The organism is Bacteroidota bacterium, assembly GCA_016194975.1.
GTDB lineage: Bacteria > Bacteroidota > Bacteroidia > Palsa-965 > Palsa-965.
This window is the reverse complement of record JACQAM010000007.1, coordinates 121555-136039: the sequence shown is the minus strand read 5'-3', so window position 1 is coordinate 136039 and position 14485 is coordinate 121555. Positions and strand designations below refer to the sequence as shown.

Genomic DNA, 14485 nt, shown 5'->3' with positions numbered 1-14485 from the left:
TTCAGAATCTCCATCCCGCCCCGAATTCCCAGTATTCGGCCACTGCAAAATGTGTTTTCAGAGAGAAATTAATTACCAGGTGATCCGTTACAAGATAACGTACGCCAAAGCGGCTGTAGATTGGCCCGTTTCCTTTGTAGCGGGAATAAATATAAGTACCGATTTCGAACGGACATGAAATTCTTCCGAGTACAAGTTCATACACACCTTTCACTCCCGGTTGCAAAGCTCCCGCTGCATTCACAGAAATTCCTTCATCACCCAATCTCTTCTGTATCGCCTGACTGTACATGAGATCGAATCCGAAACCAAATCTTGTTTTTCTCCCGGTTTGTTTGATCATACAGGCCTGTAAAGCTGAAACACCATAACGATTTCCACCGGGAGGATCCACGTCGTTCATTCCGAGAATTAAAAGTGTATTCAAATGCCACGAATGATCGGCGAGGATTTTTTTTATCGCCGGCACTCCCATGTCTTCCACATCATTCTCCATGTTATGATTCCTGCAATAATCTTTCTGAATGCAAATGGAATGAAAATACCCGATCGAAAGAAGAGGAATATTAAAACCGAGATTTGGTTTTGTCACTGCCCCATTGGAGAAATGCGTGAGGCCGATCCCGAATTCCATTCGATCGTTTTCGTCAATGCACCACATGCCATTCAAACGCAAACTGAAACAGGTATTCAAGTGAGAACCAATGACAATATTCTTGTGATTGTCGAGGGGCTCAAATTTTTTGGTCAGCCAGCCAAGTCCCCATCCATAGCGCATAGATAATTTCAGACGGCGTTCTCTTTTTCCCAGTGGAAAATTCACGAACGGATACAGTCCGATGGCAGTTCCGGTCTGATCCGGATTTCCAAGCGGAATGATGTGCAGGGCCAATCCGCATGTAGGATAATGATAAGGATCGTGCCATGCTTTATTTCCCGCCGTTGTTTTAAAAAGATCGATCTCTCCCGCTACAATATGTTTTTTCACGAGAAGGCCCATATCGGCGTGATGCGTCCAGATGAATCCATAATGAAAACTTCCGCCGAGAAAATAGCGGACATCTGCAGGAGCGGAAATAGTATCGTGTTGCGCGCGTGCACATGCGAATGAAAAAAATCCCATCAATAAAGCAATTGTTTTTCTCATTTTTCCGGATGGTAAATTTAAGATTAAGCCGGCAACAAATCAACGGGAGTTAACTTCGTACCTTCGTTAAAATGATTTTATGATGAGTTCTACAGAAGAAAAAAAAGCAGCATTCGAGCGGATGCTTATTATCATGGACGAATTGCGTGCACAATGCCCGTGGGATAAAAAACAGACCATGGAGAGTCTCCGCCATCTAACGATCGAAGAGATGTATGAACTGGCCGATGCGATCCTTGAAAAAAATACTACAGGAATAAAAAAAGAGCTGGGAGATGTTTTACTGCACATTATTTTTTACGCCAAGATCGCCAGCGAAACAAATGAATTTGACATTGCTGATGTGATCCATGCGGAATGTGATAAACTGGTGAACCGGCATCCGCATATTTATGGCGATGTGAAAGTGGAAAATGAACAACAGGTAAAAGAAAACTGGGAAAAAATAAAATTGAAAGAGAAAGACAGTATGACCGGCGATGGATTTCGTTCCGTGCTCGCGGGTGTTCCTGTGTCACTGCCCGCGATCGTGAAAGCGTGGCGCATGCAGGAGAAGGCGCGTGCGGTAGGTTTCGATTGGGAAAAACCGGAACACGTGTGGAATAAAGTGGAAGAGGAGTTGTGTGAACTGAAAACGGAGGTGGAAAAGAAAAGTTCACTGGAAAAAGTAGAAGAAGAATTCGGCGATACACTTTTTGCACTGATCAATTATGCGCGTTTCATTGGCGTTAATCCCGAAGACGCGCTGGAAAAAACCAATAAGAAATTCATAAAACGATTTCAATTTCTCGAAAAGGAATCACAAAAAGACGGAAAAAAACTGGGGCAGATGTCACTCGCTGAAATGGATGAATACTGGAACCGGGCAAAAAACGCCTGATTTACCTGTTTCCCCGGTATTTGAGGGGGTAATTAACAATGATATAGCTTGGTTTTTTCGAATTTTGTTTTATCTTTAATTCGGCAAATAAATGAGATTCCAAACCCTGGAATTCCTTCTTCTTGAAAAAATAAATACATGCGGAAAGTGAAATCTACTTTTCTAAAATGTTTTGCAATCGTATTTTTCCTGTTTATAGGAAAGGCGGATAAATTATTCGCTCAGAATACGATCAATGCCGGGCCGGATGATACCATCTGTGCGCCTGGTTGTGCAACATTAACTGCAACTGTTTCCACCACTGTGGGAATTACCGGTACTGCGCTCACATTGAGCGACGACTGGTATTCAGGAGTAATTCCTCTCGGTTTTAATTTTACTTTTTTCGGAAATACCTATAGCCAGATCGTAGTGGGTTCGAATAACATGGTCACCTTCGATCTTGCTGCTGCAAATACTTACGATCCGTGGCCTATCAGCGCTGCTATTCCTACTAATGCAGATCCGATGAATTCCATTATGTGCCCATGGGAAGATCTTCTTCCTCCGGCGGGCGGAACAGAAATCTATGCAACTATTGGCACTGCTCCCAACAGGATATTTGTTGTTTCTTATTGTTCAACTCCAATGTATTCCTGTACCAATCTTTTGTACACCGGAAGTATTTTGCTTTATGAAACCTCCAATATTATTGAAACGCATATTGCAAATAAATATACTTGCCCGTGGAATGGAAGTTACGCTATTCATGGAATTCAGAATTCCACAGGAACCACTGCATTTGTAGTTCCAGGTAGAAATTATCCTTCAGTATGGACTACAAGCAATGAAGGATACCGGTTCACTCCAACAGGACCGAACACCTATACAATAGCTTTGATTCCTTATGCTCCGATTATTTTAAATTCTCCTGCTACCGCAGTAAGTTGGTATAACGGAAATCAATTAGTCGGAACCGGAACTACTGTTTCTGTTTGCCCGACAACAACAACACAGTATGTTGCAACCTTGGGAAGTTGTGCAGGCGCTGCTTATGACACTGTAAATGTTGTGGTGAATAGTCTGATCGTGAATGCTGGTGTTGATGATACAATTTGTCCAGGTGCTCCTGTGCAACTCAATGCGACAAGTGCGAGCAGTGTCACTACCTGGTCGTGGTCACCAACTACTGCATTGAGTAATCCGAATATTGCTAATCCTGTTGCTTCGCCAACGGTAACTACCACCTATACTGTAACGGGCACCATGGGAACGTGTACCTCGTCGGATGATGTGACGATCGTTGTTTCGAATAGCATGACCTATACTTCATCGCAAACCAATCTGACTTGTAATAATAATTGCAATGGAACTGCAACAATAAATGTCACAAGTGCCAATGGACCGTTCACTTATTTATGGTCACCATCAGGTGGAACCGGTGCAACAGCTTCCAACCTTTGTGCGGGAACTTATACTTGTAATGTCAGCGCAACTTCCGGTTGTAATGCCACGCAAACTTTTACAATAACGCAACCCTCGGCTGTCGCCGCACCCGCAACAATGACAAGTGTTTTATGCAATGGCGGAAGTACCGGGACTGCCAGCGTAGTCGCCTCCGGGGGGACGCCGGGTTACACATATCAATGGGCACCGAGTGGTGGCACAGGATCGACTGCCAATAATCTGAACGCAGGAACTTATACTTGTATCATTACTGATGCGAATGGTTGTATCGGCACTTCAACGATCAACGTTACTCAACCTGCGCCATTGTCTACTGTTGTCACTGCAGCGCCGCCGGCTGCTTGTTCCGGACTTCCGGTTACATTAACCGCAACTACAACTGGAGGAACTTCCGCTTATACCACAACGTGGTCACCTGGTGTTTTACCTTCCGGAACACCGATCACGATCAATCCTCTTGCTACAACTACCTATACTGCATCAATAGTTGATGCGAATGGATGTACGAATTCATCAACAGTGCTGGTTACTGTTAGTCCTCCTCCTACAGTTGCATTCACCAGTGATACGAATGCTAATTGCGTTCCGGCATGCATTAATTTTTCCGATGCTTCTTCTATTGCTCCGCCATTTTCTTTAACCGGATGGAGTTGGTCATTTGGTGATGGAGGCGCTTCCAGTTCTTCTGCACCTAATCATTGTTATATTTCTGCTGGTAATTACAATGTGACTCTCATAGTTTGGTCGTCGGCCGGCTGTGTTGATTCACTCACATTAAACAATTATATTTCTGTGAAGCCGAATCCGGTTGCTAATTTCGATTGGATTCCTGTTCCTATCATGGAAGAAGCACCAACGGCGTACTTCACCGATCTTTCAATCGGAAGTATCAACAACTGGTCATGGTTCTTTGGTGATACCGCAAGCGGAACTTCTACTTTGCAAAATCCTAGTTATGATTTTGGTTATGTAGGATGTCGAAACGTAATGCTCGTTGTAACTACAACAGATGGTTGTATTGATACAACTGTTCAGGACGTTTGTGTTATGCCCGATCCGGCTTTGTATGTACCAAATGCTTTTACTCCAAATGGAGACGGACATAATGATGTGTTCCTTCCTAAATCAAATTGGATCAATCCTGATCATTATCGCATGATGATTTTCGATCGATGGGGAAATCTTCTCTTTGAAACTACAGATATCAATAAAGGATGGGATGGAAAAGTACAGGGACATTCCGATCTTTGTCAGGAAGACACTTACGTTTACAAGATCACTGCAACAGACACAGAAGGCAAACAGTATCGTCTCATTGGTGGAGTAAGCCTGATCAAGTAAAAAATTTTCTGATCAGATTTTATTCACGTTCATCACTGTTGCTTCTCCGCTGATTACAAGTTCATTTGTTTTTAGATCTGCAATATTCGTTTCTACAATTGCGCGGTGTTTTTCTTTGTTCACTTCTTTCACCATCATGCGCACTTCATAATCCGTGTCAACGAACATCGGGCGCATGAATGACATCGATTGTTTGAGATAGATCGTTCCTTCACCTGGAAATAACGTTCCGAAAACTTTTGAAAGAACACTTCCGCCGAGGAATCCGTGAATAATCGGACGTTTAAACATCGTTTTCGCTGCATAATCTGCATCGAGATGAACCGGATTTTTATCACCTGTTACTTCTGCAAATAATTCAACTTCTTTTTGAGTGAAACGGAAGGTGTGATTGAAATTAGTTCCCTGTTCTATCATCTTGTTTTGTTTTTGATGATGCGAAAATAGATTTTATCAAAACAACCGGAACAGAAATATTCTGATCATGAAAAGATTATTGTTTCGGAATCAGGAATAGGATCAAAAGCAGGTTTTATCCACGAACAAGTCTGTTTCACCGACCAACAATAATATTTTGACCACTAATAGGAAGAGACCATAAAAAAACATACCTTTGCACCCTCAAATTCGGAAATAAAGCATAAATCATTTATAAACACAGTATTAGAACGCAAAAACAATGGAAAACAACAACTTCTTCGATGCCTGGTTGGAAACCCAGAAACAGTTGATGAACAACTGGACAGAAAGCAACAAAAAACTTCAGGATTCTGTGAAAACAGGATCTTCAATGAAAGAGGGCGCAACCATTTATCAGGAATGGCTGAATAAGCAAATGGAGATCACGAAGAATGCCAATGAAAATGCGTCGAAAACTTTTAAAACCGAATTCGAAAAAAATACGGAAGCTTTCAAAAACGGAAAATCATTCGACTCTTCAGAAGCGTATTCCAATTGGATGAAAGCACAGAAAGAGATCGCCGAAAAATCGTTCGATACTTTCCGCACATTCTCCCAACCTTATACTTCAAACAACCAGTTCGCAACCGAAACACTGAATAAAACTGCTGAATTCAACCAGCAGTGGTGGAATGCAAACCAGGACTGGACAAAAAAATCTTCCGAGATGTGGCAGCAATGGGTCACACCGTTCCAGAACTGGTCTGGCGGATTGAATGATTCGAATATGAAAGAAACATGGAATAACATGATGAACTATTCCGGTTCATTTGTGAAATTCTATGAACTCTGGTCACCGCTTTATAAAAATATGATGAGCAATACCTACAGCAATGAATGGATGAAAAATTCATTCAATGCTTCTGCCTTCAAAGACCTGATGGATAAAACCATTTCCTGGATATCTCCTGTGCAGACAAAAGATCTTTTCCAGCAATGGCAGAACTGGACAGAAGTAACTTCCAATTATTCCAAGCATGTTTTTGGTCAATTTGCAGGAAGTACTCCCGAGACTTTCAAAAATCTTTTTCCTTATCTCGCATTCGGAAATAATCCGGAGAATCCTTACAACAATATTTTCTCCATTTACCAACGCGCGCTTACTCCACTCGTGAAACTTTTCAATCCGGGAAAAGAAACTGAACTCAATGAAGATCTCGTTTCACTTGCTGAGAAAATGACTGTGTACGGACAAAAACTTACAGAACTCCAACAGTTCATGTATGCTACCGGGGCAAAGTCATGGGAAACCTACACACTCGAAAGTTTTGAAGAGGTGAAAAAAGGAACTGATCTTTCTGATTCGCAGGAAGCTTTCCGTAAATGGACAAACAAGAATGAAGAAGTTTTTCTTACGCTTTTCAAGAGTGATGAGTATTCAAAACTGCAGGGAGAACTGCTTGACCTCGGCCTTGAAATAAAACAGCACGGAGAAAAAATTGCAGAGATCCTTCTTCAACCACTTCCTGTTGTTCTGCGCAGCGAAGCCAATGAACTTTATACGACGATCTACGAACTCCGTAAACGCGTTCATGCACTCGAGAAACAGGCTGGCAGCGAAGAAACAGAATCGAAAGAAGTAAAATCTTCCAAGAAAAAAACTGCGACAGTATAAGTCCGGAGAACGGCGAGAGGAGTCCGGGGAAATATTCCGGATTTTTCTCTCAACTTCCAACTGAAATGGCGAACGAGAATCTTGTAAAACAAATCGCGGAGACCGGAACCAAACTGGTGAAAGGTTATGATAATCTTGTGAAGATCGACAAGGTGGAAGTTGCTACCACTCCGAAAGAACTTGTTTTCAAAGTCGATAAGATCAAATTGTACCGCTACAAGCGAGAGACTCCTGCGAAATTCAATACGCCGGTTATCGTATCGTACGCATTGGTGAATCGCCATGACATGCTCGATATTCAGCCCGACAGAAGTTTTGTAAAAAATCTCCTCGATCTTGGCCTGGATATTTACATGATCGATTGGGGATATCCTACGCAGGCCGATAAAGATGTGACGCTTGATGATTATGTGAATTGGTTCCTCGACGATATCGTTGATTTTGTGCGGAAGAATAATGAAGTGGAGAAAGTAAATCTCATGGGCATTTGCCAGGGAGGAACCCTCTCACTTATTTACACTTCGCTGCACACGGAGAAAATAAAAAATCTCGTTACGCTCGTTACTCCCGTCGATTTTTCTACCAATGAAGGATTGCTTTTCCGATGGTCTAAAAATATCAATTTCGATCGTCTCGTGGATTCTTATGGAACTGTTCCCGGTGAATTTCTCAATAACGGATTCTCGATGTTGAAACCGATGATGCGCGTGAATAAATACATGGGCATGGTCGACATCATGGAAGACAAAAATAAAATGCTGAATTTTCTTCGAATGGAAAAATGGATAAACGATTCTCCGAATCAATCCGGAGAATGTTTCCGCCAGTTCATGAAAGATCTTTACCAGGGAAATAAATTGTTTAAAGATGAATTGGTGATCGGCGGAAAAAAAATTTCACTTAAAAATATTACCATTCCGGTTCTGAATATTTATGCCGAAGAAGATCATTTGGTTCCTCCTTCGGCATCTATTCCGCTCAATGAAAAACTCGGAACGAAAGACAATGAATTATATAAATTTCCGGGTGGACATATCGGCGTTTTCGTTGGTACCCGCTCACAAAAAGAACTTGCACCTGCCGTAATTAAATTTCTCGGCTCGCGCGACTGACACTTGGCGGTAGTTAGGATACCGCTTAGTTTGATTACTTGTTTGTTTGGAAAACATCCCGGTTCTACCCATGAAGTCGGGATGTTTTATTTTACAGCGCGCATGCTCACGTGCGGGGAACGTATTGCGGATGGAGCGTGTTTTATCAAAAAAAAATAATAGCTTTTTATCCGCGATCCGTATATTAGCGTTCATTCGTAATCCGTTTCCCAATGTGGGCCACTCCTCATTATCTTAATATTTCTCCTGAAGATGAAATAGCATTTTACGATTCGGGAATTGTTAAATCTGATACGCAGGCGAATAAACCTGTTCTTGTTTTTGTACATGGATTGGGATTGAATGGAAAATTCTGGAATTATGCAGTGGAATACCTGCGGAATGATTTCCGTTGCATCGCCATCGATCTTCCCGGGCACGGTTGTTCAAGAAAATTCCGCGGCGATTTTTCTATGAATTTTTTTGCAGGAGTTGTGCGCGCGTTGATTGAAAAACTGAACCTGCAGGATGTAACACTCGCCGGACATTCGATGGGCGGACAGATCAGTATCGTTACTGCTTTGCAAATGCCGTCTGTGGTGCAGCGATTGGTTCTTATTTCTCCTGCGGGAATTGAAACTTTTTCTCCCGAAGAAAAAATGCATCTTGTGCAGGGCACTGAATTTTTTTATCGCGCTCCTATGGATGTTGCGCACGTGATGAGCATGTACGCACCACAGCTGGGCGCGCGTGCTGAACAGGTGAGCGAGCTTGCGCAGGAACATCTCGAACAACAGAAAGAAATGTTTTCGCAATTCAGTGAAACAATTATTTCCTGCGTGAAAGGAATGCTCAACGAACCCGTGATGAGTTTTCTTCCCCATCTTCATCAACCGGTTCTTGTGCTCTATGGGAAAAATGACCAGCTCATTCCCAATAGAATTCTTCATTCATCCATGAAAATTTCCGATATCGCGGAGATTGCAAAACAAAAGATCATTCATTCAAAAGTTGAACTCCTCGATGATTGCGGACATTATCTTCCATTCGAAAATCCACATTTGTTTTCGAAGAAAATAATCCCGTTTTACCTGTCCACGGAAAAATAAAAATAAAAAAACTCCGATTGATCTTCGGAGTTTCTGTGCGGACGGGGGGACTCGAACCCACACGTCTTTCGACACCAGATCCTAAGTCTGGCTCGGCTACCAGTTACGACACGTCCGCGTAATTTTAGTAAAGGTCAGCAATTAACTTTCTGCTGGCAAATAAAACAGAAATATTTCAATACATTTATTACAATGAAAAAAGTCATTGTAGTATTTTTATTTGCGCCACTTTCTACATTTTCTTTTTCCCAAAACGATTCAGCTCACATTGTACATAAAAGTTTTTTTGCGGGATATGTGCGCGCTGGAATGCAACAAATGAATTTTTATGATCTGCGGCAATATGGTTACCTGTTAAATCAGCCGCCGGATTTTTCCATAAAAGAAGAAGTAGGTTTTTTAGCGGGGCGAAGGGATAAATTATTGTTTTCGGCGTACATGGGAATTTCCGACATTTTTGTTTTTTCATTGAACAAACAGAAGAAAGGAAATTATGATAATTACACGGTCCGTTCGGGTGGCGATTATGGCTATTGGGGAGCGTCGCTGTATTACAATGTTCAGGGCAAAGCGAATCTGAAAGGTTTTCGCGGAATTTATCCTGTTGCCGGAATTCAATTTGTAAAATCAACCATCTATTCCAAAGCCAGCGGAAAAGGAATAGTGAATGCAGATACTACTTTTTATCTCGAATATGGAAATGTAAAAAGCACGCTGATCAATGTGGGCGGAATGCTTGAACTTCCTAAACTTCTCAGGGGGCCGAAATTCAAATTCGATTGCATACCCGCCACCATTTCTTTCGGATATACTTTTCAGTTCCACGATCCGCAATGGACTTATTCAACTCCTCCTTCCAATACGAGCGATCCAAGAAAAGTGAACCAGGGCGGATTTTATTTTATGATCGGTTATAACATCTGGTTCTCCAAAGGTGGATTTAGTCCGGCGAAATAAAAAAACTTCCGATCCTGGCACTCCTATTTTATTTTCTCTTCACTTATTCAATAGAAGCAACACTTGTTCAAACAGGTCCGATTACCAATGAATATTTGCGAATTTTATTAAAGCAAATAATTCTGGAATGAAAAATATATTTTTCTTCGGATTTTTATTTTCTGTGAATAATATTCATGCACAATCTCCTTTCAACTACGGGCAGAATAAAAAAGTTTATTTCATTTCCGATTCATTACGCCGCGCATTTGAAATTGATTCGATCGTGGAAATTGATCAGCAACCGGCAAAGCATACAGGAGGAATGGAACAGTATTGGGATATTACAATAGAGTCATTCACCGATGAAACTATTGGTTACGATTGGTACATTATCAAGGACAGCAATTTTGTTTTTAATTATGATAGCATTTTAACAAAAGCAATACTTATCAACGGCGATTATTACGATATCAGCAGCGGAAATTTCAACGGAAACCAGGGAGGAGGCCAGGGATCTTTTGCGAATACTACCGTGGATGACAGGAACGATTCTTTTTCATTGACAGAAACGGATATTTCCTGCCACCTGTGCGAACAACCTCCGACTGAATATGCAAAAAATGTTTTCGACAATGATGGAAAATTAATTTACTCTGTTCTCATTCCTCTTGATGATAGTGTTTATTCGGAAGATGGCAATTCACTTGTTCCATACACCGATTATTTAGATGAGCGATACAAGAATTCAGGAATGACGGAATTGCAGATCGACAGCATACGGCGCAGAGAAGGCAATCGTTCAATATTTGTAAACGACACCATCTTTTATCATTACGATCAGAATGGCCATTACATCGGCGAAGGGAAACAGGTTTATCCTTACCCGGTAGATCCTAAAATATTTTTTGGCTATTACCGCCCCCTTAAAAAACAAAAAGAATTTCACCAGTATTACATCGGAAAAATATCGATGGAAAAATCGAGACGCATTTTGCAGGCCATAGTGGAGCGACTACGGCCAAGAAATGCAACCCCGCCTGCTAAAGGAAAATGGGTCGTGCGTGGGCGGGCAGGGAAGGATGAACAAAAATGGCGCATAACAAAACAGAAGGATGAAATTTTAACAGCCTCTAAAATCGGAAATAATATTTCCCCGGTTTCAGATCCGGCAAATGCCTGACGGAATTTTTTCTCAAAATTATTTTACATCGCAACTTTTATTCCCACCAATTCCATTCCTCGCGCGCCAATGAAGAATAAAGTGGAATCATTGATTTTTATTCCCGTAACAGGGATCAGTGCATATTCACTGTCGCGGCCGGCAAGCCGCTTGTCATTGATATAACTTTCACCGGCCTTTCCTCCGTCCTTATTTATTTTTTCAAGCACGTTCACTCTCCAGCTTCCGTAAATAGGATCGATGATGCCGGTGTGTTTTTGTCCGTCATGCTGGTAAAGAAAATCCTGGTAAGTGATCACAAGATTTTCACCCATCATGCAAGCGTAACACGAGAGAAACCGTGCGCCATCGTCGCGTGATCTTACTTCCCGGTTGATTGAATATTCCCAACTCTTCGATCCGTCTGCACCCATTTTTACTGCGATGATGGTTGAATAATCATAATCATAATCGTATTCGAAAGTGGTGCTTCCTGGTTTGGGAGTCGAATTCTGGTATTCATCTTCTCCAACGAGGATCACACTGTTGTCGGGTTGCGCAAGAAGATACAGCGCTTTGATATTTGCATTCGGTGTGAAAGGATTGATCTTGTCAACCGGCATTCCTCCGTCAACCGCACTCACTTTTACATAAAATGTTCCGGCCGGTGTTTCAACATTCATGCCCGCTTTTTTATCCGGATAATAATATCCGCCGAGCGCGAGATCGCCATTGGACAGGAATGCTGATCTGTAAGTTGAAATAGTTCCATTCTCGCCAAGATCCATTTTTCTTTCCTGCACACTGCTTCCGTTATTGGTAAAAGTAAAAACGGTAAAGAAGTCGAATGATTTTTTTACCGGCACACGTTTCAGGTCATAAACTGTTCCGCTGTTGCTCACAAAAACATCATTATGCGGAGCTTTCCCGCTCTCATAAGGGAAACGGTATTCCTTTTCCCAGAGTTGTTTGAAATTATTATCGAAAACATAAATGATCGTTTTCTCCACGGAATCTTTTACATAAGGTAATTCACACAACACCACGATCTTTGTTCCATCGTCACTTGCATTCACTTCGAAATTTCCGGAGTTCATTGCTTTTTCCGCATCAAAACTTACCAGCAGAGTTCCGGCTTGACGCGAACCCGTGAGCGTAAAAGGATAATATTCCAGTTCCGATCCTTTTCCTTTTTCATATTCCGATTTGAACATGACGAGTTTGTCGGGCAGCGCAAAAATACCTTCGTAAATATTCGCGTCGCCCGGATCAAGAGTTTTATCGATCTGGTAGGAGCCGGAAGGTTTCAGCGATCCGTCATAAACATCGAGCTGCAGATCGTGATTGATCGGGCTTTTCATATCGAATTGTTTGTACAGGACGTATGAATAATCTTTCACGTGAAAAGTTTTCACCTCCGGAATAGCAACACTCTGCACATTGCGGGGTTCAATAAATTCTGCGGTCTGTGCCAATGAAACGAACGGTGCGAGACAAAGCGCTGAAATAAAAAATGTTTTCATAGAGAAGAGGTTAGGAGTTTAAATTATTTTGTTGTGTACCATTTGTTGTATTCGTCAATGATATCAAGCAGGTTGAGCATGCCGTATCCTTTTTCTTTGTCAGAAACTTTTTTCGAAAGTTCAGCATCGTCCGCTACGAAGGCGCTCATTTTTTTTGCAAACCCGAAGCCGAAATCCTGCAGCGTTATTGGTTTAGGATTAGCAGGATCATTCGCTTTAAAAAAAACGTCATCGCTCTTCAACGTTCCATCTGCATTTCTTTCCCACGTTTCGCTGTAAAAAGTAAATTCACTGATGCCGCCGTCCTTGATCACAAGATTAAAACGAAGAGGTTTTTCAAGCAGGCCTCCGCTGTAATGAATGGAACGGTAAAGTTTATCCGCCACTTTGTAACTCCTAATATCTTCCGGCTTGAATGTGGAAGTTGGTTTGTGGTCGGTTTCATTTTTGTAATACTGGCACTTCTGCTGATTCTCCACCTGGTTTCCGTGCATGAAATATCCGTTCACCGTGTCGCCGGTATTGGTAACATAAAAACCAGGATAGATCACGCCGATTTTGTAAATAGTTCCTGACCAGTCCTGTGAATGGGCGGAAATTCCTGCAAGCAAAAGCAGGGCCATTGCTGAAAGTGTTTTCATGATGAATGGGGTTAAGGGTTAGAATTCTAAAAATAGTTCTTTTTTGAATGGAAGCAACTTTGCACGAATGAAATTTAGACAGCCTCTTAGACTGATCTCTTCTCAACGCTGAACTCCGTAAACACATCAGGGCCAGGGACCGATCTTATTTCCGGCAATGCGCAAATGTGGATTGTAAATACGCGCTGTCACTTTTTTCCCCTGATCCGTTTCCGGTGTTTTTCTCCCCATTCCCCCAATGCAAAGATCACTTTGTCGAGTGTCATTCCGTATTTGGTTAATTCATATTCCACGGTGACAGGAGTTGTATCGTAAACAGTTCTTGTTACGAGTTCATTCATTTCCATTTCGCGCAGTTCTTTCGAAAGCATTTTCGCGGTTATTCCTTTTATTTCCCGCTGTAATTGTTTGAACCGTTTATGCCCATGGCCAAGCGCAATGATGATCGGGAGTTTCCATTTCCCGCTGAGAACGTACAAGGCATCTGTAACGGGAAGAAGTTTCCCTGCGCATTCTGTGGAATCCAATTTTCCGAAACCGGCTGTTTTTTTTGGTGCCATATTCAAAGGTATTACAAATATAAATCAAGTTTCGAATCGTAAGGCGGTATACAGGAGGATACTGGTATACTTTAGTATATCAGTATATAATTTATACCAAATTGTCGGAACTTTGTGTTGTAAATGAATCAATCTAAAAAACTAAAAACATGAAAGTAATTCCATTGATCGGGCGGATATTCTTCTCGCTCCTGTTTCTGGTGGCCGGGTTAGGTCACTTCTCTTCTCAGAGTGTAAGTTATGCAGCTTCTATGGGAGTTCCCATGGCGTCGGTTCTTGTTCCGATTTCGGGTGTAATGGCGGTGGTGGGCGCCTTGAGTTTGATCACCGGTTACAGGGCGAAGTGGGGTGCATGGATCATCATCGCTTTTCTTGTACCCGTCACTTTCTGGATGCATGCGTTCTGGAAAGTTACTGATCCGATGATGATGCAAATGCAAATGGCCAACTTCATGAAGAACATGGCAATGATCGGCGGTGCACTTTTCATTGCGTATTTCGGTTCAGGGCCTTACAGCATTGGCACTAAACTCCATCGGAATAAGAGTAAATTAGTAACGCAGTAAAAGAGAAAA

At 41.9% G+C, this 14485-nt stretch carries 13 protein-coding genes and 1 tRNA gene; 8 read left to right on the top strand and 6 right to left on the bottom strand.

The window, feature by feature from the left end; genetic code table 11:
- Position 1 precedes the first annotated feature (1 nt).
- Positions 2–1147, bottom strand: a complete 1146-nt coding sequence (locus HY064_05205) for an acyloxyacyl hydrolase (GenBank protein ID MBI3510038.1) — start codon at positions 1145–1147, stop codon at positions 2–4.
- 82 nt (positions 1148–1229) lie between these two features.
- Between HY064_05205 and mazG the strand changes: the two genes are divergently transcribed.
- Together mazG and HY064_05195 are read left to right on the top strand one after the other, a co-directional pair.
- On the top strand, positions 1230–2027 hold the full coding sequence (mazG, locus tag HY064_05200; GenBank protein ID MBI3510037.1) for a nucleoside triphosphate pyrophosphohydrolase: 798 nt from the start codon (positions 1230–1232) through the stop codon (positions 2025–2027).
- 138 nt (positions 2028–2165) lie between these two features.
- On the top strand, positions 2166–4814 hold the full coding sequence (locus HY064_05195; protein MBI3510036.1) for a gliding motility-associated C-terminal domain-containing protein: 2649 nt from the start codon (positions 2166–2168) through the stop codon (positions 4812–4814).
- 12 nt (positions 4815–4826) lie between these two features.
- Here the strand turns inward: HY064_05195 and HY064_05190 are convergent, their stop codons facing one another.
- Positions 4827–5231, bottom strand: coding sequence for a MaoC family dehydratase (locus HY064_05190; protein ID MBI3510035.1), 405 nt, complete (start codon positions 5229–5231; stop codon positions 4827–4829).
- 262 nt (positions 5232–5493) lie between these two features.
- Between HY064_05190 and HY064_05185 the strand changes: the two genes are divergently transcribed.
- From HY064_05185 to HY064_05175, 3 genes are all read left to right on the top strand, one after another.
- A complete protein-coding gene (locus HY064_05185; protein MBI3510034.1) occupies positions 5494–6888 on the top strand; it encodes a hypothetical protein in 1395 nt (464 codons plus the stop codon).
- Between the two features lie 65 nt (positions 6889–6953).
- Positions 6954–8000, top strand: coding sequence for a class III poly(R)-hydroxyalkanoic acid synthase subunit PhaC (gene phaC, locus HY064_05180; protein MBI3510033.1), 1047 nt, complete (start codon positions 6954–6956; stop codon positions 7998–8000).
- A 212-nt stretch (positions 8001–8212) separates the two neighbouring features.
- Complete coding sequence (locus HY064_05175) at positions 8213–9088, top strand: alpha/beta hydrolase (protein ID MBI3510032.1); 876 nt, start codon at positions 8213–8215, stop codon at positions 9086–9088.
- 36 nt (positions 9089–9124) lie between these two features.
- Here the strand turns inward: HY064_05175 and HY064_05170 are convergent.
- Positions 9125–9206, bottom strand: a tRNA-Leu gene (locus HY064_05170).
- Between the two features lie 74 nt (positions 9207–9280).
- Between HY064_05170 and HY064_05165 the strand changes: the two genes are divergently transcribed.
- Both HY064_05165 and HY064_05160 read left to right on the top strand, forming a co-directional pair.
- The gene (locus HY064_05165; GenBank protein ID MBI3510031.1) at positions 9281–10045 is read left to right on the top strand and encodes a hypothetical protein; all 765 of its coding nucleotides are present in this window, start codon (positions 9281–9283) and stop codon (positions 10043–10045) included.
- Positions 10046–10172: 127 nt separating this feature from the next.
- Positions 10173–11207 (top strand): hypothetical protein, encoded by a 1035-nt coding sequence (locus tag HY064_05160; GenBank protein ID MBI3510030.1) that lies wholly within the window; start codon positions 10173–10175, stop codon positions 11205–11207.
- Between the two features lie 23 nt (positions 11208–11230).
- Here the strand turns inward: HY064_05160 and HY064_05155 are convergent, their stop codons facing one another.
- The 3 genes from HY064_05155 to HY064_05145 all read right to left on the bottom strand — a co-directional run bounded on the left by HY064_05155 (position 11231) and on the right by HY064_05145 (position 13910).
- Complete coding sequence (locus HY064_05155) at positions 11231–12709, bottom strand: hypothetical protein (GenBank protein ID MBI3510029.1); 1479 nt, start codon at positions 12707–12709, stop codon at positions 11231–11233.
- Positions 12710–12732: 23 nt separating this feature from the next.
- Positions 12733–13350 (bottom strand): hypothetical protein, encoded by a 618-nt coding sequence (locus HY064_05150; GenBank protein ID MBI3510028.1) that lies wholly within the window; start codon positions 13348–13350, stop codon positions 12733–12735.
- Positions 13351–13538: 188 nt separating this feature from the next.
- The gene (locus HY064_05145) at positions 13539–13910 is read right to left on the bottom strand and encodes a helix-turn-helix transcriptional regulator (GenBank protein MBI3510027.1); all 372 of its coding nucleotides are present in this window, start codon (positions 13908–13910) and stop codon (positions 13539–13541) included.
- A gap of 149 nt (positions 13911–14059) precedes the next feature.
- Between HY064_05145 and HY064_05140 the strand changes: the two genes are divergently transcribed.
- Positions 14060–14476, top strand: a complete 417-nt coding sequence (locus tag HY064_05140; protein MBI3510026.1) for a DoxX family protein — start codon at positions 14060–14062, stop codon at positions 14474–14476.
- Positions 14477–14485 lie beyond the last annotated feature (9 nt).

Bases quoted from the DNA above. Each gene is read 5' to 3' on its own strand.
- HY064_05205 (MBI3510038.1), bottom strand. From the start codon at position 1,147: ATGAGAAAAACAATTGCTTTATTGATGGGATTTTTTTCATTCGCATGT.
- mazG (MBI3510037.1), top strand. From the start codon at position 1,230: ATGAGTTCTACAGAAGAAAAAAAAGCAGCATTCGAGCGGATGCTTATT.
- HY064_05195 (MBI3510036.1), top strand. From the start codon at position 2,166: ATGCGGAAAGTGAAATCTACTTTTCTAAAATGTTTTGCAATCGTATTT.
- HY064_05190 (MBI3510035.1), bottom strand. From the start codon at position 5,231: ATGATAGAACAGGGAACTAATTTCAATCACACCTTCCGTTTCACTCAA.
- HY064_05185 (MBI3510034.1), top strand. From the start codon at position 5,494: ATGGAAAACAACAACTTCTTCGATGCCTGGTTGGAAACCCAGAAACAG.
- phaC (MBI3510033.1), top strand. From the start codon at position 6,954: ATGGCGAACGAGAATCTTGTAAAACAAATCGCGGAGACCGGAACCAAA.
- HY064_05175 (MBI3510032.1), top strand. From the start codon at position 8,213: ATGTGGGCCACTCCTCATTATCTTAATATTTCTCCTGAAGATGAAATA.
- HY064_05165 (MBI3510031.1), top strand. From the start codon at position 9,281: ATGAAAAAAGTCATTGTAGTATTTTTATTTGCGCCACTTTCTACATTT.
- HY064_05160 (MBI3510030.1), top strand. From the start codon at position 10,173: ATGAAAAATATATTTTTCTTCGGATTTTTATTTTCTGTGAATAATATT.
- HY064_05155 (MBI3510029.1), bottom strand. From the start codon at position 12,709: ATGAAAACATTTTTTATTTCAGCGCTTTGTCTCGCACCGTTCGTTTCA.
- HY064_05150 (MBI3510028.1), bottom strand. From the start codon at position 13,350: ATGAAAACACTTTCAGCAATGGCCCTGCTTTTGCTTGCAGGAATTTCC.
- HY064_05145 (MBI3510027.1), bottom strand. From the start codon at position 13,910: ATGGCACCAAAAAAAACAGCCGGTTTCGGAAAATTGGATTCCACAGAA.
- HY064_05140 (MBI3510026.1), top strand. From the start codon at position 14,060: ATGAAAGTAATTCCATTGATCGGGCGGATATTCTTCTCGCTCCTGTTT.